Genomic DNA, 25,699 nt, shown 5'->3' on the forward strand with positions numbered 1-25,699 from the left:
ATATGAAAGCAAAACTGGCGCTCTCAGATTTACTCAACCAACTGTCGGTGGCGATGTGCATCGTTCGTAAAGACTACACCATCGTGATGGCCAACGCGTACTTCCAGTCACGGGCAGGCCTTGCCAAAGACGCGCTACTGGGGCAAAACGTTTTGTCGGTCTTCTCAGATGGCGCCGCGTTACTGAAACGCAAAATCGACACGGCGTTTGTCATTGAATCGCCAAGCTTTTCGTCTTGGGAACAAGCCCCCCACGTTCTGCCGTTCCAGTCTTCTCGCCAAGTATCTGGACAAGAAGAGGAAATGTTCCAAGATCTGGAATTTATCCCTATCCATGGCCAAGACGGTGCTCTGGACCACGTGTGCATCTGTGTTTACGATCTCACTGCTCAAGCCTGTCAACAAACCGAACTCAAGAGCCTGTCTCGCCGCCTGCATCGTGAACAAAAAGAACTCAAAGACGCCTTAGCCCACCTTAAAAATGCCCAAAGCCAACTGCTGCAGTCGGAGAAAATGGCATCGATTGGTCAACTGTCGGCGGGCATCGCCCATGAAATCAATAACCCTCTTGGCTTTATTACCTCCAACATTCAGACGTTGGACGACTACTTTCGCAAGATCTCTGACGTCGTGAGTACACTGGAGAAAGCGATCGACGGGTCGGGTGACGCACCGCTGGTCGAGCAAAAACGGCAGTTGATGGAACAGTCTCAACTGACGTATGTGCTGGAAGACGTCACCGATCTGATCGCCGAGTCGCTAGAGGGCTCTTCCCGAGTGATGGCGATTGTTAAGAACCTGAAAGAATTCTCCCACGCCGACGACTCTGAATGGCTTTATAGTGATCTCAGACAAGGATTAGACTCCACTCTGCGCATCATCAATAACGAAATCAAATACACCGCCACCGTCGAGCGCGAATACGCTGACGACGTGCCAAGTGTCTACTGCCAACCTATGCAACTTAACCAGGTGTTTCTCAATCTGTTGGTTAACGCCAGTCACGCCATTCAAGAGAAAGGGGTGATCCGAGTGCGGGTGCAACCACTCGCGAACGACCTGGTGCAAATTCAGATCGAAGACAACGGCGCTGGTATCCCTAAAGAAAACCTGTCGGCGATCTTCGAACCGTTTTTTACGACCAAACCCGTCGGCGATGGCACAGGACTGGGCCTCTCTGTGTCGTATGGGATCGTCAATGCACACGGGGGAACCATCGAAGTGGATAGCGAAGTGGGTGAGGGGACCATCTTTACGCTGACTCTACCTGTGCACAAAACCACGGCGGACGCCGCCGATCCGATCAGTTAACACAGTCGACAAGAAGGGTTGTCATGGATTTTGCTGAGATTCTCATAGTGGATGATGAAATGAGCATCCGAAATGCGCTACGACGAGAGTTGCGCTTTAAAGTCGCCGCCGTACACACTGCGGAAAACGCGGCACAGGCGCTCGAGGTCCTCGACGCCCACCACATCGATTTGATCATCACCGATTACCGTATGCCGGGGGTGACCGGCACCGAACTGCTGCTGGAAGTTAAGCAACGACACCCAGAAGTCCCCGCGATCATGTTGTCAGGCCAAGCTGATCTGAGTGGGGTGACGGCGGCCATCAACGCTGGCGTACTCAATCAGTACGTGGATAAACCTTGGGACGCCAATAAACTGGCCTCAGCCATCACCACCACGTTGCATGACCATGATCCCGTTCGAGATCGGCGAACTCAAATGGCGACTCGCCGAGAGCTTGACCGACGTTTGGCGTTGCTGCCTGAGCACACGGAGAATGGCCGGCCTTGGCTGTTGGTTATTGTCGACATTGCCGAGTTGGACGCCTACAACAACACGCATGGTAAAGCCTCTGGCAACACCCTGATCCAGCAGATGGCCATCGCTATCCAGCGCAGTACGGATCAGATCTGGTATCGAGCTGATGACAAGTTTGTCACGCTCACCGAATACTCGGCCGAAGGCCATCGAACGATTGACACCCTTAGTCAGCGCATTAAGGCGATCTGTTCAGCGCACCCACAAGCGGTTGACATGCGCTGTTACGTTAGCGAGGCCAAACAATGGGATAGTTGGAATGAGCAACAGATGTCGTCGAGTAAAGCCAACGCTTTACCCATCAATGCTCACGTCTACTGGCTGGTGCAAGAGGGCAATCGGGCTATCGCAGAGGAGTACACCGAATTAAGCACCCTAATCCAAGATTTGGATCAGGGCAAATTCGAGGCGTTTTTCCAACCCCAATTGGCACTCGAGACTGGTGATATTACTCACTGTGAAGCCTTGGTTCGACGCCGACTGCCCGACAATTCCTATCAAAGCCCAGCGGATTTTTTGCATTTGATCCATAAGTATGACCTCGACGACATGCTGACCGCCGTCATGCTGCGTCATGCCGTGGCCATGTTGAAACGCATAGGCGCACCGGGGACGTTGACGGTGAGTGTTAATGTCACGGCCAAGCAACTGATCACAGGGTATGCCCAGCGCTTACTGCATGAGCTTGAGCCCCACCCTGCGGTGGTCCTTAGCGATATCGAACTCGAAGTAGTGGAAAGTGATCAGATCTTCGACTACCCGCGGGCCCTCACGCAGTTTCATCAGTTACATGATCTGGGAATCACGATTGCTATGGACGATTTTGGTACCGGGTACTCAGGTTTTGAATCCCTGTGCGAACTGCCGTTCGATGCGGTAAAAATTGACGGCCGCTTCGTTCGTGCTCTGGGCAACAATTTATCCGATGAGGTCATTTTGTCCTCGATCACTAACAGTGCCAAATCACTCAAAATGGAGGTGGTCGCAGAATGGGTCGAGAAGCGCCGTCAGGCCAAGTACCTTAAGCGCAAAGGCTGCACTCGCATTCAAGGGTATCTGGTCAGTCCGCCACTACCCCTAGACGAATTTTTGTATTTTTTAGACAACCGTGTGACAGGAGCCGAATTATGAATGATGCTGACGTCAGTTCCCCCTCAGAAAAGTTGCACCTTTTGCTCTTGGACGACGAACCCGACATTCTCAAGTCCTTGACGCGTGTGTTGCGTTTTGATTATCAAGTGGTGTCGTTCAACAACGGTCATGAAGCCTTGGCGCATCTGGAAGAGCATGACGTGTCGATCATCATCTCTGACATGCGCATGCCTGAGATGGACGGCGCGGAATTTCTCACTAAAGCCCGCGCGATCCGTCCTAACTCCATTCGGTTTCTCTTAACGGGGTACAGCGACATTGAGTCGACCATTCGAGCGGTCAATGAAGGGGGGATCCACACCTACATTGCCAAACCTTGGGACAACGAAGGCTTGAAACTGATGCTGTCTAAAGCCTCTGAGCTGTTCGAATTGCGCCGCCAAAAACAGGCGCTGACTGATGAACTGCAACAAAAGAACGCTCAACTGAGTGACTGGAATGACGCCCTAGAAGACAAAGTCAAACAGCGCACTGCCGCATTGCAAGATTCTAATAAGAAGATGAGCGTGCTGCTGACCAGTCGGACCCGAACGTTTAAAGACATCCTCGCCGCTCTGTCCGCCATTATTCAACACGCCACTGGCCAGCCACACCACCAAAGTGAGCGGGTCGCCGAATACACTAAGTTGGTCGCGGCACATATGGCACTGCCGGAAACCCAGGTGACCCATTGTTACTTGAGTGCCCTGCTGCATGAAATTGGCTTGATAGGTGATAACCCCGCGCCCGAAGTACTGACGACCCAAGGAGAGGGGGCGCAGATCCGCCTAGCTCCTCTGGCAAACGCGGAAGTCGGCGCCACTATCATTGGTCAAATTAAGCGCTTTAGACCGTTGGTAGATATCATTCGTCATCAGGACGAAAACTTTGACGGGACTGGCCACCCTGATCATCTTGCCGGGGATGCCATCCCCGTCGGTGCCCGAATTTTACGCGTGATCAAAAATTACGACTTTTTTGTTTCTAATCTGCACAACTCCGCCCGTCTCAAGCCGAGCAGTGCGAGGGCCTTTATAGAGCAACAAGCGGGCACGCTGTACGATCCTGAGGTGGTTCGCCATTTCTTGGAAGTGCTCAAGACCGAAGTGGAAGACGCCGACGTCGACTTATGTGTCGGCCTTGATGAACTTAAAATTGGCGCCGTGCTTAAGCAGGACGTGTATCACCCGAACGGCCAGATGATGCTGTCTGCGGGACAAGAGATCAACGAGGCGTTACTCGATAAACTGAAACAAATTGAAGCGTCCGTCGAAGTGCCTATTGCCGTGTACGTCTGATCCGATAGAAAGAGGGGTAAATATGACAAGACCTACCTACGGTTTTTCCCCAGATACCATTGCCGGGTTAGTGGGAGAGGAGGGCATTGAAGAATTGCTCACCGAATATCAGGGGTTGACCAATCAATATTTAGCAATGCCCGCTCCGGCTCTAGGGGAAGTGGTCAACGCCAGATTTTATCGCACGGTGCATTCACTGAAGGCGGCCAGCCAGTTTGTCGGTGCTGAGCGAGTGGCCGAAGAGGCGCTCGCCCTAGAAACGGCGTGTAAGGATGGCGCGGTGTGCAACGGGGCCATCACCACCATGGCGGCCGACCTTCAACTGCAATTAAAAGATATTAATACGCAAATCACGCACTATCTGCAGTTTCGTTGATCGCCTGATCTGAGAGCGAAAGGGGGAAGGCCAGCGTGACAACCACACCGCCGACATCGCGGTTTTGGACGCGCATCACTCCATCATGATGACGCACGATATTATATGCAAAGGTCAATCCCAGCCCCATTCCTTGGCCAACTGGCAAGGTGGTAAAGAAGGGGTCGTACACCCGCTTGAGATCCGCCGCTTCAATACCCACCCCGTTATCAACCACGTGGATCACCCAACGTTGGCCGTCTTGTTGGGCGGCGACGGAGATCTGGCCTTCCTCTGGGTTAGGCTTGCGCTCGCACGCTTGAATGGCGTTCCTCAGCAGTTCAGTAAATAACTGTCGAAAGTCGTCTGGATGCACGCGCCATGGGGGTAAGTCAGTGAGCGACGTGCTCACAGTAATGCTCAACGTCTCCGGCGGCGCCAGCGTTTCCAGGCAGTGAGTCACTAACTGTTTGAGCAAAATGGGCTCTCGACTGCCTTTTTCTTGGTGAAGCTGGGTGGCGTAACGTTGCAACGCCGTGACGATCGCCCGGACCCGGTCCACGCTCACCAGCGCATCGTTCAGGCTGTCACGAAAGTCTTCCTCTAGACACTCTACGTACTGTGCTTGTTTCCATTGCTCTAGGTCTTGATTGGCTTGAGCATCGCTGCCATCGCGCAACGCTTCACTGCGCTCAATCCATGTTTGGTAAGTACCTAGGTAGGTCTGGCACATTTGAAGGTTACTGCTCACAGCCCCCATGGGGTTGTTGATTTCATGCGCCACGCCAGCAGCCATGGTACCAATCGAAGCCAGTTTCTCCGACTCGACCAGCTTCTCTTGGGTATTTTTGAGTTGCTCATTCGTGGCCGTCAACTGATGATTGGCCTCGGTCAGCGCTTGCGTGCGCCTTTGTACTCGGCTCTCTAATGTCGCGTTGGCTTCCGCCAACTCGTTTTGATAGCGTTCAGCTTTGTCTTCGGACACTTTGATCTGGGCGACCATGTTACTGAAGGCACGCGACACCGTGGCTAGCTCGTCTCGGCCGTCAGTGCGAACGTCTACATCCCGTGCACCAGCCGCGATGTCGTCTGCGGCCCGTCGCAGTTCGCTCAATCGTTGAGTCAGATACGCTCCGAGCACATAGGAGAATAGCGCCACTAAGGTCATTTCGCCGACCACGATAAGCGTGCTCCATTTCTTGGCCGAATCGATGGCAGCATTAAGAGTCGACATGTCAAAGCCAAGCCACACCACGCCAAATTCGATTCCAGCTTCGGCGATCGGGCTCGAGACATCAAAAATACCATCCGTCACTTGATGCGAGCCCTTATCCAAGCGTGAAGGATCGTGATCACTGGGTACCGAACCGACACTTGACAGTACTTGCCCACCCTCACCGAATACCGTTACATAGACTATGTCTTCGTTGTGCAACAACTCTTGGGTAAAGGACTCGACGGTCGCCAAATCGTAAGAGAGCACCGCATTTTTGACCGTGGAGGCGAACAAGTCAGAGGTGGAAAAAGCGCGTTGATCCAAACCGTCAAAGTTGGTCGTGCGCAAGTAATTGAGCGTCAACGTCAATAGAATAGCCAACAGCACAGCTTCAATCAGGGCCACCCCGAGGATGGTTTTCAGTCTCAGTGACATGGTTCAAACCTAAGGTGTTAGATACTTGTCGAGCAAGGTGATATTTAGGGCACGGACATCGTCCCAGTCGCTGTCCCGCGCCGGCTCGATCCCTTTGAATTTGATCCGCCCTAACAGCGCTTGTCCTTCGCTGTCGTCATTCAGTGCCAACATCACCTCGGCGATCTTCGCGCTTACGTCTGGCGGCAAAGCGGGATGGGTCGCAAATGCATGCGGTGTGTAGCCGGGGGTGCGCCACAACACTTTGAGCTGACTGCGTACCGCCGGATCGGTGTTGTTAAGGGTACGCTCTATTCCCCCCCCTGCTGGGAAGAAATCTTTGGCGACGTTGATGTATACCGAATCGTGCGAAGAGACATATTGCGGCGTGAAGGTGATCCCCATAGCTTGCAACGACGACCGGGGGACGACACTCGCGGCAAAGGCTGCGGGCGAAGGAAAGACCAAGGTTTCACCGTCCAAATCCTTCAAGTCTTGGATGGGACTGTCACTCTTGATGATGACGATGCCACGGATCTGCTTGTCTTTTTGTTTGGCAAACGCTTCGTACCCCGGTTTTTGATGAAACACCGTATAGTGATAAGGGTTCATGTAGGCGATGTCGTACTCGCCTTTGAACACACGTTGCTCAAACTCTGGTATGTCTTTGGCGGTGCGAAAGACGATTTTGTAGCCAGTCTCTTCAGACAGGTGCTGCAAGATAGGTGCCCAGTTTTTGGCGAGAGTGATTGCCGATTGTTGTGGAACTATGCCGAACGTCAGGACGTTTTCCTGAGCCTGCAGTGGCAGCCCGACGATTAACGCAACCAATGCCAGTTTTTTCATGTTGTTACCCCTTCCTATAGCCAACTTACTTAAAGCGTAGACAAAAGGTGGAAAAATTCGAATCCGGTTAGGTTTGGTCAAAGCGGGAGTTTGAGAATGTTTCACGGTTTTGAACACGCACATTAGTAACAACATAGACGATTTTTCCCCGATTTTTTAATCATTTGGTGCTATACCTAAAAGAAGCAGCGTGAGCTTCAAGGCGCTGGCGTTTGACCTGTCATCAGCCATTAGAGAAGGAGATCGGTATGCAAGGAGCCGTCTTTACAGCATTTTCCGATATGATCATCGAAAAAATGGGCATGGAGATGCTCGATGATCTGATCGACTCGACCGAACCAGAATCCGGCGGTGTCTACACGGCAGGTGGTAACTACGCCGACAGTGAGCTGATCAACATGGTTGGTGTGTTAGCCGAGAAAACCAACCTGCCCGCAGGGGAACTGGTGCGTGCATTTGGCCACTACTTATTCAAGAAACTCTATGATAGTTGCCCCGCCGACATCTCGCAAATCACTGATCTCAAAACCTTCCTGCTCGCGATCGACAGCGTCATTCACAAAGAAGTCAAACGGCTCTACCCACAAGCCTACCTGCCCACATTCGCATACGAGGAACAAGACGATGGGTCGTTGGTGATTTATTATAATTCTGACAGAGCGCTGTGTGAACTAGCGGAAGGACTGATTGTTGGCGCTTCTGAACATTTCAACCAACCCATCCACTTAGCGCATCCAGAGTGCCTGCATCGGGACGATCAGCACTGCAAGATCATCGTTTCATTTGATTAATGGAGCATAACCATGAGCGGTGGGGTAAATTATCAGCGCGCCTACGAGCGTGAGCGGTTAGCGCGAACCGAAGCCGAGTGTTTGCTGGCGGACAAAACGCGAGATTTGTACGATAACGTGATCGTGCTGGAAAAGACACTGGAAGAATTAAAAGTGAGTCAAAAACAGCTCATTCAGGCCGCTAAAATGGCATCCATCGGCCAACTAGCCGCCGGGGTGGCTCATGAAATCAATAACCCCGTCGGGTTCTCGATGAGCAACGTCCAAACCCTGAGTGAATACCTGTCACACATTTTTCAACTCGACCAGTGGATGATGACCCAAGCGGAACTTCCAGACGGTCTGAAACATCAATACGAGCAGCAGCGTCAAGCGTTAGCAATCGACGAACTCAAAGACGACACGCAGGCGCTGATCGACGAAACGCTTGGCGGACTTGACCGAGTTCGCAACATCGTATCGAGCCTCAAGCAAGTGACCCACGCAGGTGGCAATACGAGGGAGCAGTGCGACATCAATTGCTGTGTCGACGATTCGCTGAAAGTGGTGTGGAATGAAATCAAATACAAGATGGAGGTGACCAAGCACTTGCTGCCCGAGCTTCCCTCGGTGCAGGCTGATGGGCAAAGTATTCAGCAGATCCTCATTAATATGTTCATTAATGCCGCCCACGCGTGTGAGGATAAAGGGACACTCACCGTCAGCACTCAGACGCAGGTCTACAAAGGCGTGCAAGGTATCCTGATCAAAGTCAAAGATGATGGATCAGGGATGTCCGACGAGGTCAAAGAGAAAATCTTCGACCCATTTTACACCACTAAGAAAGTGGGCGAAGGCACCGGGTTGGGCTTGTCCGTAACCCACAACTTGGTCGAAAAACACGGTGGTCACATCAGTGTTAACAGCAAGTTGGGGGTGGGGACCTGCTTTGGTATTTTTTTACCGATAACCCAAGCGTGAGTTTAACAATAAGAAGATCATTTAGACAATCGAGTTCTGACAGAGGTTTATCAGGATGTCGAGTCCCAGCCAGCTATGTCCAGACTGTTCATTGTAATGAGCCATCACTGCCATGATCGCCTCGACTATCAAACAAAGAGTCCTCAGTTGTGTTAAGTTACTCACCCCTCTCGAAAAATGGAGACTTATAGAGACGTTTGAGTTTTTGATAATTCATAAAGTAAGGCAGCTGCTTGTTTGTTATTTAGCACAGTTGGGTCGAATGTATCAATCATAAGCGCAGCTAATTGGGTCTGAAGAGCTTCGCTACTGCCAGCGTACCCGATGTTCCACTCACCAAACGCCCTTTTTTCGACAGATTGCACGCTCATAATTGTTACGTCGTGGTGCCTTTCGTCATTACCTATGATTAAAAATAATTCGCTGACGGTGGTCGGCTCGCCTTCTAATATTTGCAGAAAATATTCGTTATCGAAGCACAGCATACCGGTAATACCACGTTGATGGTTATTCTTGCGAGCAACGTCCAATATGCCCTTGAGATCCATCATGGTCATTTCACGCGATACTTTGCTGTAATAGAGTAAACGAATCATAGCTGTCCTTATGCATTAAATTGCACTATTTTTATTGTAGTCTCCATTCTGCTTCAAGGACAAGTCGGTGAATGAACTATTGCTTGTGTCACAGAACGCTGAAACTCCGAGCTATTTCAGCGAGATAGAGTTTGAACAAACCGAGAACGTGAAGCAGGCCAAGGCATGGCTAAGATCACACAAGGTTGGAGTGGTGATTCTTGATGTTGGAGACAACACACAGCGTTATATTCAAGAACTGGAGTCGTTTTTACGCAGTAACCTGAAGAACTACTTTGTTGCGTTGTGGGCAGTATCAGCGGCCGCAGAAACTGCTAAAGAAGCAGACCGCACACTGTCACCTGATATGTACCGACATGATGACGCACTACGTGATATTCAATGTGAGCTGAGAAAACAACGGGCGGTCTTTAAGCGTCTACAACAACATGAGAGATATCTTAATCTGCTCACCAAAATAAATAAGTTCAACCGTGGTAATGCCTCCCCAAACCAAGTCATGGCCGAATTTGTCAACGAGCTCGATGCTTTTTGTGGGGCCCGTCAAACGTATCTCTTACGTGACACTAAGAAACTAGAACCCGAGTTACTCGTATATCAGGCTACGCCGGATTCTAAGCTCAAAATGGTTAAAGTCGACGCGGAATGTACTTCTCTTTGGCGTCCTTATTTAAGTATGACTAAGCCAGATATCAAATTTTCTGAGCTAGAAAAACAGCCTCATGCATTAGTTTTTCCTGTATGGATTCTAGAAAAGCACTCTTGCACTATTATCTGTTTGGTGGATAAGGCTCAGGCGGAGCGTTTTACGTTCTCCAAAATAAAGATATTAGAGGAAGCTGCTGTTCAGTTGAAAATTATTCTTGAGAATTTGGAATCTCAGCGTCGTATGAGACACAACTATCAACGATTGAGATCTTCCTTATCGGAACTCAGCATGGCTAAAGAACAGTTGGTGCACTCTGAAAAAATGGCCAGCTTAGGCCGCTTAACTGCGGGTATAGCTCATGAAATTAATAACCCGTTAGGTGTCGCCTTAGGAAATTTTACACCTTTAAGCGATTATACTGAAGCTATATTGAACTTACTGACTATGCATGATGACTTCATTAACCAGCTTAAGGCCTCAGGTAAAGCTGATGTGCCTGAAAATATTGAAGACTTTAAGAAACAAAAAGACGTCTCATTTATATTTGAGGATTTGTCTTCGGTGATCCAAGACTCTCAAGCCAGCTTATTGAGGGTAAAAAGTATAGTTTCAGATTTAAGCAGTTTGTCTCGAGGCGTGAATTCAGAGCGAGAGCCCTGTAGTCTCAAAGTGCTTTGTGATGAGGTGATTAAAATCCATTGCTATGAAAGAGAGCGACAGCCTTTGGTAGAGAATTTTATTGACTCTGATGTGGTTATAGAAACGAGTCCAACGATGCTCAATTTGGCATTGAGCAATTTACATTTGAACGCTCTGGATGCTTTGCGAGGACGAGCACAGGATGCAAAAATAATATACCGGTGTGAAGTAGAGCCCGCTCAGATACGCTTAACGCTTGAAGACAACGGGTGTGGAATCGGACCTGAAGACTTACACATGGTGTTTGAGCCTTTTTATACTACAAAACCCGTAGGCGATGGCAGAGGTATGGGGTTAACAGTAGCGTTGAATGCGATCAATGGACTTGGTGGGGAGTTGGTTTTAAATAGCGACACAAGCACAGGAACTCAAGCGGTCATTGTTTTTCCTAACAAGGAATGATCGCGTTATCTGTAGGCGAACGGAGTGCACTAGCTTTTAAAAAAGTACACTGAATTAAAGGCAAAAAGTACACCGTAAATTGGAATATACGGATAATTTACCTATTTGTGTACCTAAACTTCTAAGCTAGTACGAGTCAGGAAAAGACGTTAAGAGAATGCAATCCCTTGAAGTAGCTAGGTTTAGATACAAAAAAGACGTCCTAGGACGTCTTTTTTGTTGAATTTGGCTCCCCCTGCGGGACTCGAACCTGCGACATACGGATTAACAGTCCGCCGTTCTACCAACTGAACTAAGGGGGAATTGCTCTAAAGCGCCGTGAATATTAGCGATCCGGCTGATTGGTGTCAACAAGAAAATCGGATTAACTAAAGATTTTTTTTAGTAAAAAGTACTTTACTTTTTACTAGGCCTTTTGGCTCAATGGATCAATTCAGTTATCCACCAAAATTGTGGATAACCATGTTGATTATTATGAAGAAATCAAAATCCACTTTTAGAGTAGGTGTTTTAGTCTAAACATAAGTACAACATAATGGTCTATGAACCCTTACCCAGTGGGATGATTGGTAAGATTAATGATGTTTTTTTCGTAAACAAGTTAAAATTTATCCGAATGGGTAATTTTTAAACATTGAAAGTAATGTGGATAACATGTGACTCTTTTTTAGGGTGTTCTGTGGGCAAGCATTGCAGGACACAACTATCTATATATAAAATGAGTTTTCTCGTATTTTTGGGTGACAAGTCGCGATGAGATCAGTTAGAAAAACTTTTCTAAACTATTGTATCTGTACATATATACAGACAAAATAGACGGGACATATCTTCAGAGTGGATAGAGGTGTAGATGAGTAAAGTTTTTGAGTTGATCTCGGATTACCAACCCTCGGGTGATCAGCCTACGGCGATCGCGCAGTTGTATGAAGGGCTAGATTCGGGCCTTGCACACCAAACCCTTTTGGGAGTAACAGGATCAGGGAAAACTTTTACCTTGGCCAATGTGATTGCTAAGGCTCAACGCCCCGCAATCTTGCTCGCGCCGAACAAAACGTTAGCTGCGCAGTTGTATGGTGAGATGAAGGCATTCTTTCCAAATAATGCTGTTGAGTACTTTGTCTCATACTACGACTACTATCAGCCCGAAGCTTATGTACCCACAACGGACACGTTTATTGAGAAAGATGCATCTGTCAATGCCCATATTGAGCAAATGCGTTTATCGGCAACTAAAGCGCTACTCGAGCGCAAAGATGCGATTATTGTTGCGTCTGTCTCAGCCATATATGGTCTTGGAGATCCCCAATCTTATTTGCAGATGATGTTGCATTTGCGTCGTGGCGACATCATGGATCAACGCGATATTTTACGCCGTTTGGCAGAGTTGCAATACAGTCGAAACGATGTCGCATTTGAGCGCGGACAATTTCGGGTGCGTGGGGAAGTCATCGATGTATTTCCCGCAGAATCAGATCAAGACGCAGTACGTATCGAGATGTTTGATGATGAGATTGATTGTATTAGCGTTTTTGACCCTTTAACTGGCGCTGTAAAACAACGGGATCTTCCGCGTTTTACTATCTATCCAAAAACTCACTATGTGACGCCTAGGGACAAAATTCTTGATGCGATTGAAAATATAAAAGTTGAGCTGGAACAGAGAAAGAAATACTTACTCGACAATAATAAGTTGCTTGAGGAGCAGCGTATCTCTCAGCGTACGCTATTTGATGTTGAGATGATGATGGAGTTGGGTTTTTGCTCTGGAATCGAAAACTACTCCCGATACCTGAGTGGACGAAAAGAGGGGGAACCGCCGCCGACTTTATTTGATTATCTGCCACACGATGGACTTCTGGTTATCGATGAATCTCACGTGACGGTTCCGCAGATAGGCGCCATGTTCAAAGGAGATAGGTCGCGTAAAGAAACTTTGGTGGAGTTTGGCTTCCGGCTGCCTTCTGCTCTAGATAACCGTCCTCTTAAATTTGAAGAATTTGAGTCCTTGGCCCCGCAAACCATATTTGTCTCAGCAACACCAGGCAACTATGAGTTAGAGAAATCAGATGGTGAAATTGCCGACCAAGTTGTTCGACCCACAGGGTTGTTAGATCCTGAACTGGAAGTGAGGCCAGTGGCTACCCAAGTTGATGACTTACTTTCTGAGATCCGGATCCGAGCTGCGAAAGATGAAAGGGTGTTAGTGACCACATTGACCAAACGAATGGCAGAAGATTTGACCGAGTACTTAACTGAACACGATGTAAAGGTTCGCTATCTGCATTCGGACATAGATACCGTTGAGAGGGTAGAGATCATCAGAGATTTGCGCTTAGGTGAGTTTGATGTGTTGGTGGGTATTAACCTGCTCAGAGAGGGACTCGATATGCCAGAAGTGTCTTTAGTAGCGATTTTGGATGCAGATAAAGAAGGCTTTTTACGCTCTGAGCGTTCCCTTATTCAGACCATAGGAAGAGCGGCACGTAATATTCATGGTAAAGCGATTCTCTATGCTGATAGTGTTACTAAGTCTATGCGTAAGGCCATTGATGAGACGAATCGTCGCAGGGAGAAACAACAAGCCTATAACGAAGAAATGGGTGTAGAGCCTCAGGCACTTAAACGTAATGTTAAAGATATTATGGAACTCGGTGATATCACCAAGAGCAAAAAACAGCGTGCAGCTAAGCCTGTTCCCTTGTCTAAAGTTGCGGAATCTCCGCAGTCGTATGAGGCTATGACTCCACAGGAAATTGAAAAAGAGATTGCAAAGCTAGAGTCACAAATGTATCAACATGCTCAGGATTTGGAATTTGAATTCGCGGCGCAAAAACGGGATGAAATAGAAGTACTCCGCCAGCAGTTCATTGCCAATAGCTAATGTATCAAAAGCGTGAGGAGCTGCTATATTGTTTGAGGTTTTATCGACTTAGAAAGGGTTTTTTAGATTATCTTTCACAAGGCAATAAATCTCGAGGCAAAAAAAAAGCCAGTAGAAAGTGTCTATTGGCTATTCTTGTGAATACTTTGTTCACTAACAACGTCAGTTGGCTAGGTGACCCATAGGGTCAATGGCATTAAAGCATTAACCATGCCAACTTCTAACCCTCTATATTTTAAGGTTTTATATTTTTTTTACGTATTAAATTTGCATAATGCAAAGCGCAATGCAATTATTTATACAATTTGCAAAGAAGAATCTGGCTAGGTTATGCACCAAAATACTGACACACAAAAGTCTAAATATTTGTTGATGGTGGAGGATACTGCTTCAGTCGCGGCACTGTATCGCTCTTACCTCGCGCCTCTTGGCATCGATATTAATATTGTTGGTACGGGTCGAGACGCGATTGAGAGTATTAGTTTCCGTACACCTGATCTCATCCTACTCGACTTGAGGCTCCCTGATATGACAGGGATGAATGTCCTACATGCGGTTAAACAGAAAAATGCCGATATTCCGGTTATTTTTATGACTGCTCATGGCTCAATCGATACTGCCGTGGAGGCCATGCGTCACGGCGCTCAGGACTTTTTGATCAAGCCTTGTGAAGCGGACAGGCTGCGTGTCACCGTCAACAATGCTATTCGTAAAGCGAGCAAACTAAGGAATGCCTCTGATAACCCCGGAAATCAAAACTATCAAGGCTTTATTGGGAGTAGTCAGACCATGCAGGCGGTGTATCGAACGATAGATTCCGCGGCCTCAAGTAAAGCCAGTATTTTTATTACTGGTGAGAGTGGAACGGGTAAAGAAGTATGTGCCGAAGCCATTCATGCGGCAAGCAAACGTGGGGATAAGCCCTTTATTGCAATTAACTGTGCTGCAATCCCGAAAGATTTAATCGAAAGTGAGTTATTTGGTCATGTCAAAGGTGCCTTCACTGGGGCTGCTACTGACAGGCAGGGCGCTGCGGAACTTGCTGATGGTGGAACACTGTTTCTCGATGAGCTATGTGAGATGGATCTTGATTTACAAACTAAACTCCTACGCTTTATTCAAACTGGAACCTTTCAAAAAGTAGGCTCTTCAAAAATGAAGAGTGTCGATGTGCGCTTTGTTTGTGCAACCAACCGTGATCCATGGAAAGAAGTTCAAGAAGGGCGCTTTAGAGAGGATTTGTATTATCGACTGTACGTCATCCCGCTGCATCTACCTCCATTGAGGGATCGTGGTGATGACGTGATAGAAATTGCATATTCTTTGCTCGGTTTTATGTCTAAGGAGGAAGGTAAAGACTTTGTTAGGCTGACGCCTGAAGTTGTCAATCGTTTCGCACAATACGAATGGCCGGGTAATGTTCGTCAGTTGCAAAACGTATTACGAAATGTGGTCGTGCTCAATAACGGTGAACATATTTCGATAGATATGTTACCACCTCCACTCAATGTACCGACCGACAACCACATTAGGGTTGACTGGCAAGAAAAAGGTGAGCTCACAGTCAACGATATATTCCCTCTTTGGATGACAGAGAAAAAGGCGATAGAACAAGCGATTGACGCATGTGACGGAAATATTCCGAAAGCAGCTGGTTATCTGGACGTCAGTCCATCAACGATTTATCGTAAACTTCAGAACTGGAACGCAGCAAAGGAAACGCAATAGTCGAATGGAACTACTCAATAAACATAAACTTGATCAATTATCGAGTGAAATCGGTGTCAGCAATGTCCCTATATTACTTGATATATTTCTCAATGAAATGGTTCAGTATATCGAAGCTTTAAAGGACGAGGACCGAGATCAAGAAGCCTATCTAAAAGAGATTTGCCATGCATTGAAAAGCAGTGCTGCAAGCTTTGGGGCCGAATCTTTATGTGCACTTGCCATAGAAATTGATGCCAAGGCGAAACTTGGTGAAATGATTGACGTAGCAGAAACGCAGGAGGCAATGATAACGCTACTGACACAAACGCAGCAGCGTTACCAAACATTACTCGCTAAGTAATGACTCTATAACGGATTGAAGCTTACCTCTATCGTGTCGCCATTCTCTATTTGGTGACGCGAGAGAGGTTGTTAGACACTGCCAATCAGTGAGTTCTGGGTGTTCCTCTTCGCCAACAACGATATCAATTTTACGCCCGCGACAAGACCTTTCACACCACTCGAGCTTCTCTTTCAAGCTAATTTTTCCTGCAGGACCATGCTCGGCAGACAGATTCTCAATAAAAACAAGCTTCGCGTTTGAGTTATTTTCTATTGCTCTACCGACTTCCGGTAAAAGTAAGGGAGCCATGATACTGGTTAAAAAGCTTCCCGGCCCAAGAATAATCGCATCCGCTTGCTCGATAGCGAGTACACCTTCACTGGTCGCAGGAACTTGAGGAGAGAGTTCTAGGCGAACCAGTTTATCCGGCATTTCATCAACACTCGTTTCTCCCGTTACCCAATGACCATTTTCAGCCAGAGCTTTGAGATCACAAGGGTGCTCCGTCATGGGAATAATATTGATATCCACCTTGAGCATATTTCGGATCAGATTAATCGCGTCTAGAGGACGAACAGAAAGATTATCTAGGGCTGTGAGCATTAAGTTACCTAGATTGTGGCCATCTAGCTCGCCTGAACCTTTGAAACGATATTCAAACATCATGGAGCTAATCGAAGGAGAAGTAATAAGCTGATTGATACAGTTGCGAGTATCTCCCCAAGCGATACCTCCTTGACAGTGGCGAATTCGGCCCGTTGAGCCTCCATTATCTGTTGTGGCGACGATACCGGTCGCGTTTTCACCAAAGTCTTTAAGAGCAGAGAGCATACGCCCTAAGCCGTGGCCGCCTCCAATTGCAACCACCTTCTTTTGTTTATACAAAGTCATTCAATGTGTTCTTATTTTTTCATATTCATCTACAATTTAGAGTAATTGATTAGCCCAAAGTACTCAATGCCATGGTTTTTCCTGCTCCGCTGTGTTTTTCTCTTTTTGAGGTAGCAAGATAGGCCAATATTGAGTATTTTACTGCTAGCTACTGTTTTTGTCGCTAACGAAAAGCAGTTGCCATAACTCCGAGCTTATCAGGCTAAGTTCTTCACGAATATGCGTGCGAAGCCAGTGACGTGGTGTCACCAGGGCATAACCAGAAATGGATAGGCCTCCCGTATTTGGAAAGGTGTTCAATGGCGCAACAATTTGAAGATAAGTTTCAGCGCAAATTTTACTATTTGCGCCTTTCGGTCACTGATGTTTGTAACTTCAAATGTCAGTACTGCCTTCCTGATGGCTACAAACCTTCAGGCAAAAGTAATTCTTTTTTAACGCTCCCCGAAATCCAGCGTGTAGTCGGTGCTTTTGCTAACTGTGGTACTTCCAAAGTGAGGATCACTGGAGGAGAGCCCAGTTTACGTAAAGACTTTGCTGAAATTGTTCATGCTGTGGCTCAAACAAACGGAATAACCAAAGTTGCAATGACGACTAATGGTTACCGAATGAAAAAGCAGATCCACAGTTGGAAAGATGCTGGGCTAACCCATATTAATGTTAGCGTGGATAGCTTAGATCCTCGAATGTTCCACCAGATCACTGGTGAGAATAAGTATTTTGAAGTCATGTCAGGGATAGATCGAGCGTTTGAAGTTGGTTTTGAGCAAGTGAAAGTGAATGTGGTCTTACTTAAAGATTTGAACTCACGAGCGCTGCCGCAGTTTTTGTGTTGGATCAAAGACAGGCCTATTCAATTACGCTTTATTGAGCTGATGCAAACTGGCGAGATGGATCCGCTATTTCAAAATCAGCATGTGTCAGGTGTGTCGATACGCAATCAGCTAATGGCTGATGGATGGTTGCTCAAACAAAGACAATCCCACGATGGTCCAGCTCAAGTCTACTATCATCCTGATTATCTGGGGGAAGTCGGTTTGATCATGCCGTATGAACGAGATTTCTGTGTGAGTTGCAATCGTTTGAGAGTATCAGCAAAAGGGAAACTTCATTTATGCTTGTTTGGAGAACACGGTATTGAACTGCGCGATTTATTGCATCAAGACTCTCAACAGCAAGCCTTAATCGATCGTATTCAAGGCCAATTACAAACTAAAGCGGTGAGTCACTTTCTTCATGACGGTAATCCAGGTATGACGCCTCATCTTGCGTCTATCGGTGGCTAACATCAGACTTTGTAAGTTTTGATTTCATTTAATTAAAGGCCAAGTTAAGGCTGTAAGATAAAAATTTAACTAATATAGGTGAACAAATGGGGCATGCAGAAAAAAGCTTTCAACCCGCTAATATAGCGGTGTTAACGGTATCGGATACTCGTACCGAAGACAATGACACATCGGGATCTTATCTTGTCGAAAGTGCCACTCAAGCAGGGCACACTATCATAGATAAAAAGATTGTAATTGACGATAAATACAAAATTCGAGCCATTGTTTCACAGTGGATTGCAGACCGTAAAGTACAAGTTGTCATGGTCACCGGGGGAACTGGGTTTACGTCACGAGACAGTACTCCAGAAGCTTTGATCCCACTGTTTGATAAACAGGTTGAAGGTTTCGGTGAGTTATTTCGTCATGTGTCTTATCAGGAAATCGGTACATCGACGATTCAGTCACGCGCTGTGGGTGGGTTTGCTAATCATACGGTTATTTTTGCATTGCCAGGCTCAACGGGAGCTTGTCGTACAGGATGGACCAAGATCATTGAGCCTCAATTAGATGCCACACATCGCCCATGTAACTTTATGCCGCATATCGAAGGGTAGTAGCCTTATGAGTCAATTAACTCACATTAATGCTTCAGGTGAAGCCAATATGGTGGATGTGTCAGAGAAGGTATCAACAGTGAGAGAGGCTCGTGCAGAGGCTCTGGTGCAAATGCTACCAGAAACGATAGAGCTTATCACTTCTGGTCAGCATCACAAAGGTGATGTAATGGCTACTGCTCGCATTGCTGGAATTCAAGCAGCTAAACGAACCTGGGATTTGATCCCGCTTTGCCATCCATTGCTGTTGTCTAAGGTCGAGGTACACATTGAAGTTGTGCCATCAGCAAGTAAATTGCGCATTGAGTCCGTGTGTAAATTAGCTGGCAAAACAGGAGTTGAAATGGAAGCTTTGACAGCAGCTTCTGTTGCAGCACTGACTATCTATGACATGTGCAAAGCGGTACAAAAAGACATTGTCATTGAACAGGTTCGTTTACTGGAAAAAACGGGTGGTAAATCTGGTCACTTTAAGGCAAGCGTATGATTAAAGTTTTATTTTTTGCTCAAACTCGAGAATTAGTGGGTGTTGAAAGCTTAGATGTGGAAGCTTGCTTTGATACAGTGGAAGCGTTGCGCGCTAGTCTTGCTACGCGTGAGGGGAAGTGGGATTTGGCTTTGGATGCCAGCAAACTCCTCGCGGCTGTGAACCAATCGATTGTGTCTTTGAGTCATCCCCTCGCTGATGGGGATGAGGTGGCTTTTTTCCCGCCAGTGACGGGAGGATAAATCCAGTGAATAGCATCTCTGTACAAACTGAAGACTTCTCAGTAGGTTGTGAATATGAAAAGCTAGCCGACAACAGTGCCGTAGGTGCTGTTGTGACATTTGTGGGTAAGGTTAGAGATATGAACCTTGGTGACAGTGTGACAGGTTTGTCTTTGGAGCACTATCCAGGAATGACGGAAAAAGCCTTGATGGAAATTTGCAACCAAGCGACTCAAAGGTGGTCGCTATCTGGTGTTCGAGTGATTCACCGTGTGGGCGATCTTGATGTTGGTGACCAAATCGTATTTGTGGGTGTATCAAGCGCTCACCGAGGTGCAGCTTTTGAAGCCTGTGAATTTATAATGGACTATCTTAAAACCAAGGCTCCTTTCTGGAAAAAGGAACGTATAGATGGAGCGACTCGGTGGATTGAATCGCGCAATTCTGACCAGCTTGCTGCGCAGCGTTGGAAATCAAACCTCGAGAGCCCGCCTTTCACATAGTTTTGTCTCTGGGTCTATATGAACAAACAGATGATTAAACGGGCTGCAGTGATCGCTATAGTAGTGGGTACGCTGCTTAATCTCATTAACCAATATGATGCATTTGTGGGAGATAGTGGGTTGAATTGGGTCAAAGCCCTGTTAACTTACAGTGTCCCTTTTTGTGTTTCTTTGTTTAGTAGCTGGCTGGCAGCTCGTGATGCAAAGGCAAATTGTTCTTAGTTTAGCTTCTTTAGTGTGTTTTTGGAGTTGATAACAGAAACAATACTTGTCGGCTAATTTGGTGCCATTCTGCTTCCATATCTCTTACCTTCATCTTTCTGCGTTTAAAAATTGCATAACAAGACTTTATATTATGTTAAGTGTTTTTAATGCTTTATTTACCACTAAATTCCCGTAAATATTTTTTTGACAAGTAAAATTAACTGATTCAATTCAAGAAGCTGTAAATAGCTACTCCTAATGATAGATCCTATTTATCTTATGTTGTTCTGATTAACTAAAGAAAGGGTTTTTATAGATACTGATATCAAAAATATTGATTTTTTGTTTATGAAAACCTTGGAAAATTTATGAAATACGGCTCTGCTTAACACTTGAAACAGTTTATTAACATATCAAAGTGCATTTTTATTCATTATGTGGTTGTATGAACAGCATGTCATTTCACGGCACTTGACTATTGCATTGATATAAGAAGTTTTTATTTTTGACTAGTGAGTGTTTTGTAATCTGAAGCGAGAGGGTTGTATTACCATGAGAGCAAGCGCAGTTTTTATCCCAAGAAATGAGAGCATCAATTCTTCTAATGCATCGAAGTCACAAAATGAATGCTCAGAGGTGGCAAATAATATTAGAAAAGTGACTCAATTAAGGGGGCTTTCTCTCTCTAGTAACAATCTCCATAACACAACTGATTTACAAAAGAGCAAACCGAGTAACATAATTCAATTAGCACGCTCAAATAGTACGCCAGCCGCTATCTCCTCACCACCTCCCGAGGTGAAGTTGAGCAGCTTAGATAAAGATAAAGGCGGAACGCCAGAGCGTCGAGTCATCGCTGATGATGTCAAAATGATTCATTCAAAGCTCAAAGAAGTATTGGACGAAAATAACAAGCACGATCGTAAAGCTATCAATGTTTTGGAAACGGGATTAGAGCCTGTACTAAAAGAGTATGAGGGTCCAAACGGTCATTTATCTTATCAAGATACCAAGCAAATCCACGTCGCATTTAAGAAGTTGAGTAAGCAATTACCTAAAGGTGAGCTAAAGGAACTATGTACGATTCTTGCTCAGCATACTAAGTGTGATTGGATGCAAATGAAGCATGAAAAACTGCAAGCTAAGCAGTTAGGTGAGTATCTTGCGCTAGGAAAACCGGGTGCTGGGAAAGCCACAACATACAGTGCTGGTGTTAATGCAGGCGCAAGCTTGTTGGCAGTGCCAGGTACAGAAGCTAAGGTGGGGCCTTTTGCGGATATTTCACTAGGCATATCAACAGAGACACGTTTCAATGCTGATGATGAAGGTCTGGTCTTTGAGGAAATTAGCCAAAGCTTAAGTTCTGGGCTGAAAGCTGGAGTGCAGGCGAGCTTGTCGGATAATGTTGGATTGAAGGCGCAAGCCAAGGCTGGAGTTCAGGGGAGCCTTACTTATTTTAAAGAGTGGAACAATTCAAAAGACTATATTGCTCAAAATGGCCCTGATGCCAAAAGAACAAAAGCACTGAAGAAACAAAAACAACTTGCGGCCAATAGTCAGCATCGGCTTAATCAACTACTAAAATCTGCTTTAAAGTTCAATGCAAGTGTTAATGCTCCAGCCCCAAAGAGGACGAAACCACTGACCGGTTTCTATACCACTACAGTGGGCGATGTTGGGCTATCAGTTAATGCTGGCACTACGTTCAATGTTGGTAGTCTGGACATGAACTTTGGTGGTGGGTTTGGCGCCAATCGCTCGAAAAGTACCACGGATATCTATGAGTTTGTCCCCAACCAGCTCGTCGATGTCGTTCTCAAAAACCAAGATAGGATGAAGGAGCTTCCAAAGAACTTCACACATAAAGCTGAGCAAATATTGGCAAGGAGTAAGGACCCGAAGATGGCAATTGTAGGGTTGAAGCAGCTAAAAAGTGATGTGGATGAATATTACAAAGTGGTACAACAATACGACTATTTTAAATCATCCGGCACCGGTAAAAAATCAGAGTTAAAAGCGCTAAGAAGCCAAAAGCATGAAATTGAAAATAGTTGGGGAGCAATTGGTCGTCATCAGTTTTTGCAGTTTGCTTCAGCATCTCATGCACTTTTTGCCAGTACCATCATGCCAAACAAGCATCTTGTCTCCGGCATTAACCGAGAAAGAGAGCAAGAGTTATCGAACTTAATTGGTCAAACGGGCGTGCTGGTACAAAATCCATCAATTGACTACTCAAAGTCACGCTTAGACAAAATTGCAACTTTTGAGCAAGAAATTTATTTGCAGGTTGCAGATACTCGCTCGAGCTTCTCAATTAATGCCGGCCCGATTTCAGGCAGGTTGGATATCGTTGAGCGCCAGCGTATCCACCCCAGTAGAGTTCGTGAGGGTCGCTATATTGATGTGGTATTTACAGGTTCAGTAGCCAGCTCACTCCAAGGTATGGTTAATGGTGCCACATTACAGCAAGCGTTTGCTGATCAGGGTATAGAGTTGCCTGGAGATCTAGATATCGCTCCTGATCTCGGAGGTGGGATTTCATTTTCACACACCACCCGCTTTTTTAAGCCGGACTATAGCCAAGCTGAAGACTATAAAGGTGAGAAGGGCTGGCGCAAGCAGTTTTCTCGTAACACCAAAACGTTATCAGCGAATATTAATGTCGGCGGATCTGGCACGGTAGCGGTAGGGGCTCATGCAGGGGCTAATGTTGGGGTCAACAAAAGTAAAACGACTGTGGTAGGCGAAAGAATTGCTAGTGATGACTTGACCTTTACTATGGTGCGATTCAATCGTTTATATCGTGATGCTAAATTAAACACCGACAATGCAGAGTGGAAGCAGTTTGTCACAGACAACAAAGCTCAGTATAAGAAGATGTTTGCAAAGCTTGGTTCAAGTGAGCATCCAATGAAAGAGGAAGTGAAATTTTTCTTCAAAGAGTTAATTGATAGGGCACCACAAACAGAGAAGAGAAACCTAGAACAGCAACAGGATGAATTCTTCGCTACCATGAGAGCGTTTAAGCAAGACGAAGATAATGAGGATAAGTTTAAGCAAGCACAAGCTTGTCTAGAAAATTATTTAGAGCAACAGACGGCGCCTTGGTGGGAAGCACACACTGGCCGTTGGAAGGATTTGGAGTTTAAATCGAAGGCTGATTCTGGCTTGGATTTAAAATCGAAGCTTTTAAAAGGATTAGGTGTACACCTGAGAGCGAATAAGTTTCAAAGCCAGTAAAGTAAGCTTACATTTTCATAAAGTCAGTAGAGCTTTTTGCGTGATAGACCTGAGCTATTGGAAAAATTGTTGATTTCAATTTAGTAAAATCAAGAAATTAGACAACAATTACACTATAGAAAATGAGATTTGCACGCTAAGGAGACGCAAATGGAATCATTGAAAGTGAAAGATTATATGACGTTACAGGCAGTTAAATTTAAGCCTGAAATGTCATTAAGTGCGGCTTTAGAAAAGATGTTGAAATCGAGTTATCTTGGTGGCCCAGTCATTGATGATAAAGCTCAGGTTATCGGTTTTCTCTCAGGTCATGATTTACTCGATAAGTTAGTCAAAGTAAGCTACTACTGCCAAGACACTCATATTGTTTCCGATTGTATGCACTCACAAGTGCTTTCTGTTGGGCCAGAGACATCGATAATTGAACTAGCGGACATGATGAAATCTGGTAAGCCTAAGGTATACCCAGTTATCGATAGTGGAAAGTTGGTTGGAATCATTACTCGTCGTGATGTATTGCGTGCAGTTGCTAAGAATCTAGACGATTGCTTTAAACATCCGGTATAGTAATAAAAGTAAATAGCAAAAATAGGCGCTGTTGGGCGCCTCTTTTTTTGTTGAGCAAAAGTGGGAGTTGAGACTTAACGTGGAGAACCAGAGCGCGAAGTTTGTTGAAGGCTCGACCATGCGCCATATATTGGTGATGTCAGGGGCAGGGTCTGTTGGCCTCATGGCATTATTTGTGGTTGATTTACTTGATATGCTCTTCATTAGTATGTTGGGCCAGGTTGAGTTAGCCGCTGCGGTAGGATTCGCTGGTACATTAGTCTTTTTCTCTACATCTATTTCGATTGGTACTTCAATAGCTATGGGGGCTTTGGTATCCAAAGCAATTGGTGCCAAGCAGCGCGACCATGCTAGAAGGCTTAGTAGTAGCATTATGCTTACCGCTTTTACTATCAGCTGTGTTGTGAGCACTTTGATGTTCGTATTTATTCCCGAACTTCTCGCTGCCATTGGTGCTAAGGGGTATGTGGCGGAGCGTGCGCAAGCTTACCTACAAATATTGCTACCAAGTGGGCCGTTAATTGCCATTGCTATGTCTGCGGGTGCAGGACTTAGAGCCGCAGGAGATGCCAAGCGGTCTATGTGGGCAACACTTGCGGGAGGTATCATCAATGCAGTGTTGGACCCGATTTTTATTTTTGGCTTTGGTTGGAATGTTGAAGGTGCGGCCGTCGCAACCGTTTTTGCTCGGTTTACCGTATTCTTCTTCTCGCTGTACCCTCTTATTCGTGATCATGATTTGGTTGCTTTACCCTCGTTGTCAGCGTGGAAAAATAGCCTCAAAGCGATATTAACCATATCTATTCCTGCGATTATTACCAATATTGCGACACCTATTGGCAATGCGATCGTGACCACATCAATTGCAAAGTATGGAGAAGATTTTGTTGCTGGCTATGCAGTAATAGGACGCCTTATTCCCGTTTGCTTTGCAGTAATCTTTGCGTTATCCGGCGCGGTTGGTCCAATTATTGGGCAAAACTTTGGTGCCGAGCGGTTGGATCGCGTTCGTGATACGTTAACCAACTCTTTAATTGTTACTACCGCTTATACATCAGTGGTTTGTATCCTTCTCTATTTCGTTCAGTCATTAGTGATCACAGGATTTAGTTTACAAGGTGATGCAGCCATTATTGTTTCTGCTTTTTGTACTTATGTCGCCTTTAGCTTTGTGTTTAATGGCGCTCAGTTTGTGGCCAACACTTCGTTCAACAACCTTGGTAAACCTTTATACTCAACAGCATTAAATCTAGGGAAAGCGACGTTAGGTACTTTACCTTTTGTATACCTTGGGTCTATTTGGTTTGGTGCGCTTGGTGTTCTGTATGGACAAGCAATTGGGTCGGTAGTCTTTGGTATTCTCGCGCTTATTGTATTGCATAAACACATCAGTGATTTGACCCAAGGCGATAGATTTGAATTGGAGGAAGAAGACCCATCGATCACAAGTATTAACTCTCAACCTTTCTGTACTCACGATGCAGTATTGATTGATGAAGTGGCTAGCCAGAAAGAGAGTCTATTAACCGAAGAAAAAAATAGTTGACCTTGGAGTAGACTCCAAGGTTTATGATTACAGTGT

23 protein-coding genes, 1 tRNA gene and 1 riboswitch are annotated in these 25,699 nt (G+C 46.0%); of the genes, 19 read left to right on the forward strand and 5 right to left on the reverse strand.

The genetic code is table 11. The features are described from left to right. The first annotated feature begins 2 nt into the window (after positions 1-2). From FIV01_RS04740 to FIV01_RS04755, 4 genes are read left to right on the forward strand one after another with little or no spacing between them, the layout of a single operon-like run. Positions 3-1,310, forward strand: a complete 1,308-nt coding sequence (locus FIV01_RS04740; protein ID WP_152429964.1) for a sensor histidine kinase — start codon at positions 3-5, stop codon at positions 1,308-1,310. Between the two features lie 23 nt (positions 1,311-1,333). Continuing rightward, positions 1,334-2,959: an EAL domain-containing protein gene (locus tag FIV01_RS04745; protein ID WP_152429965.1), complete on the forward strand. Its 1,626-nt coding sequence runs from the start codon at positions 1,334-1,336 to the stop codon at positions 2,957-2,959. Next, positions 2,956-4,257: a response regulator c-di-GMP phosphodiesterase, NosR family gene (nosR, locus tag FIV01_RS04750; RefSeq protein ID WP_152429966.1), complete on the forward strand. Its 1,302-nt coding sequence runs from the start codon at positions 2,956-2,958 to the stop codon at positions 4,255-4,257. Before FIV01_RS04745 ends, nosR begins: the two co-directional genes overlap by 4 nt. Positions 4,258-4,279: 22 nt before the next feature. Beyond that, complete coding sequence (locus FIV01_RS04755; protein WP_152429967.1) at positions 4,280-4,633, forward strand: Hpt domain-containing protein; 354 nt, start codon at positions 4,280-4,282, stop codon at positions 4,631-4,633. Here FIV01_RS04755 and FIV01_RS04760 read toward each other — a convergent pair. Then, on the reverse strand, positions 4,608-6,263 hold the full coding sequence (locus FIV01_RS04760; protein WP_152429968.1) for a sensor histidine kinase: 1,656 nt from the start codon (positions 6,261-6,263) through the stop codon (positions 4,608-4,610). The two genes, FIV01_RS04755 and FIV01_RS04760, sit on opposite strands and share 26 nt — an antisense overlap. A 9-nt stretch (positions 6,264-6,272) precedes the next feature. After that, positions 6,273-7,088, reverse strand: a complete 816-nt coding sequence (locus FIV01_RS04765; RefSeq protein WP_152429969.1) for a phosphate/phosphite/phosphonate ABC transporter substrate-binding protein — start codon at positions 7,086-7,088, stop codon at positions 6,273-6,275. A gap of 248 nt (positions 7,089-7,336) precedes the next feature. On the opposite strand from FIV01_RS04765, the gene FIV01_RS04770 reads away from it, so the two are divergent. Both FIV01_RS04770 and FIV01_RS04775 read left to right on the forward strand, forming a co-directional pair. Further along, on the forward strand, positions 7,337-7,879 hold the full coding sequence (locus tag FIV01_RS04770; RefSeq protein ID WP_152429970.1) for a heme NO-binding domain-containing protein: 543 nt from the start codon (positions 7,337-7,339) through the stop codon (positions 7,877-7,879). A gap of 12 nt (positions 7,880-7,891) precedes the next feature. Further along, the gene (locus FIV01_RS04775) at positions 7,892-8,839 is read left to right on the forward strand and encodes a sensor histidine kinase (RefSeq protein WP_152429971.1); all 948 of its coding nucleotides are present in this window, start codon (positions 7,892-7,894) and stop codon (positions 8,837-8,839) included. Between the two features lie 185 nt (positions 8,840-9,024). Here the strand turns inward: FIV01_RS04775 and FIV01_RS04780 are convergent, their stop codons facing one another. Continuing rightward, a complete protein-coding gene (locus FIV01_RS04780) occupies positions 9,025-9,435 on the reverse strand; it encodes a BLUF domain-containing protein (protein WP_152429972.1) in 411 nt (136 codons plus the stop codon). Between the two features lie 67 nt (positions 9,436-9,502). Between FIV01_RS04780 and FIV01_RS04785 the strand changes: the two genes are divergently transcribed. Beyond that, positions 9,503-11,185: a sensor histidine kinase gene (locus FIV01_RS04785; protein WP_152429973.1), complete on the forward strand. Its 1,683-nt coding sequence runs from the start codon at positions 9,503-9,505 to the stop codon at positions 11,183-11,185. 226 nt (positions 11,186-11,411) lie between these two features. Here the strand turns inward: FIV01_RS04785 and FIV01_RS04790 are convergent. After that, positions 11,412-11,487: transfer RNA gene (locus FIV01_RS04790), tRNA-Asn, on the reverse strand. A gap of 548 nt (positions 11,488-12,035) precedes the next feature. Here FIV01_RS04790 and uvrB point away from each other — a divergent pair. The 3 genes from uvrB (at position 12,036) to luxU (ending at position 16,137) form a co-directional block, all read left to right on the forward strand. Beyond that, positions 12,036-14,066, forward strand: coding sequence for an excinuclease ABC subunit UvrB (uvrB, locus tag FIV01_RS04795; RefSeq protein ID WP_152429974.1), 2,031 nt, complete (start codon positions 12,036-12,038; stop codon positions 14,064-14,066). A 330-nt stretch (positions 14,067-14,396) separates the two neighbouring features. After that, entirely contained in the window at positions 14,397-15,794 is a 1,398-nt protein-coding gene (gene luxO, locus FIV01_RS04800; protein ID WP_152429975.1) for a quorum-sensing sigma-54 dependent transcriptional regulator LuxO, read from the forward strand. 4 nt (positions 15,795-15,798) lie between these two features. Beyond that, positions 15,799-16,137 carry a quorum-sensing phosphorelay protein LuxU gene (luxU, locus tag FIV01_RS04805; RefSeq protein WP_152429976.1) on the forward strand — a complete coding sequence of 113 codons (339 nt, stop codon included), beginning with the start codon at positions 15,799-15,801 and terminating at the stop codon, positions 16,135-16,137. Here the strand turns inward: luxU and yvcK are convergent. Continuing rightward, the gene (gene yvcK / locus FIV01_RS04810; protein ID WP_152429977.1) at positions 16,123-17,010 is read right to left on the reverse strand and encodes a uridine diphosphate-N-acetylglucosamine-binding protein YvcK; all 888 of its coding nucleotides are present in this window, start codon (positions 17,008-17,010) and stop codon (positions 16,123-16,125) included. The genes luxU and yvcK overlap by 15 nt on opposite strands. A 174-nt stretch (positions 17,011-17,184) precedes the next feature. Continuing rightward, positions 17,185-17,321: riboswitch (molybdenum cofactor riboswitch) on the forward strand. Between yvcK and moaA the strand changes: the two genes are divergently transcribed. From moaA to FIV01_RS04855, 9 genes are all read left to right on the forward strand, one after another. Continuing rightward, a complete protein-coding gene (moaA, locus tag FIV01_RS04815) occupies positions 17,310-18,296 on the forward strand; it encodes a GTP 3',8-cyclase MoaA (protein WP_152429978.1) in 987 nt (328 codons plus the stop codon). (Overlaps the previous riboswitch by 12 nt.) Positions 18,297-18,382: 86 nt before the next feature. Further along, the gene (moaB, locus tag FIV01_RS04820; protein WP_152429979.1) at positions 18,383-18,895 is read left to right on the forward strand and encodes a molybdenum cofactor biosynthesis protein B; all 513 of its coding nucleotides are present in this window, start codon (positions 18,383-18,385) and stop codon (positions 18,893-18,895) included. A gap of 7 nt (positions 18,896-18,902) precedes the next feature. Beyond that, positions 18,903-19,382: a cyclic pyranopterin monophosphate synthase MoaC gene (gene moaC / locus FIV01_RS04825; RefSeq protein ID WP_152429980.1), complete on the forward strand. Its 480-nt coding sequence runs from the start codon at positions 18,903-18,905 to the stop codon at positions 19,380-19,382. Further along, positions 19,379-19,624, forward strand: coding sequence for a molybdopterin synthase sulfur carrier subunit (gene moaD, locus FIV01_RS04830; protein WP_152429981.1), 246 nt, complete (start codon positions 19,379-19,381; stop codon positions 19,622-19,624). Before moaC ends, moaD begins: the two co-directional genes overlap by 4 nt. 5 nt (positions 19,625-19,629) lie before the next feature. Further along, complete coding sequence (gene moaE, locus FIV01_RS04835; RefSeq protein WP_152429982.1) at positions 19,630-20,106, forward strand: molybdopterin synthase catalytic subunit MoaE; 477 nt, start codon at positions 19,630-19,632, stop codon at positions 20,104-20,106. A 30-nt stretch (positions 20,107-20,136) separates the two neighbouring features. Beyond that, a complete protein-coding gene (nrtS, locus tag FIV01_RS04840; RefSeq protein ID WP_415846728.1) occupies positions 20,137-20,328 on the forward strand; it encodes a nitrate/nitrite transporter NrtS in 192 nt (63 codons plus the stop codon). A gap of 534 nt (positions 20,329-20,862) precedes the next feature. Further along, entirely contained in the window at positions 20,863-23,550 is a 2,688-nt protein-coding gene (locus FIV01_RS04845; RefSeq protein WP_152429984.1) for a hypothetical protein, read from the forward strand. Positions 23,551-23,700: 150 nt separating this feature from the next. Next, on the forward strand, positions 23,701-24,117 hold the full coding sequence (locus FIV01_RS04850; RefSeq protein ID WP_152429985.1) for a CBS domain-containing protein: 417 nt from the start codon (positions 23,701-23,703) through the stop codon (positions 24,115-24,117). 79 nt (positions 24,118-24,196) lie between these two features. Beyond that, on the forward strand, positions 24,197-25,663 hold the full coding sequence (locus tag FIV01_RS04855; RefSeq protein WP_152429986.1) for an MATE family efflux transporter: 1,467 nt from the start codon (positions 24,197-24,199) through the stop codon (positions 25,661-25,663). Positions 25,664-25,699 lie beyond the last annotated feature (36 nt).

Origin of the sequence: Vibrio aquimaris (assembly GCF_009363415.1) — a bacterium.
Taxonomy (GTDB): Bacteria; Pseudomonadota; Gammaproteobacteria; order Enterobacterales; family Vibrionaceae; genus Vibrio; species Vibrio aquimaris.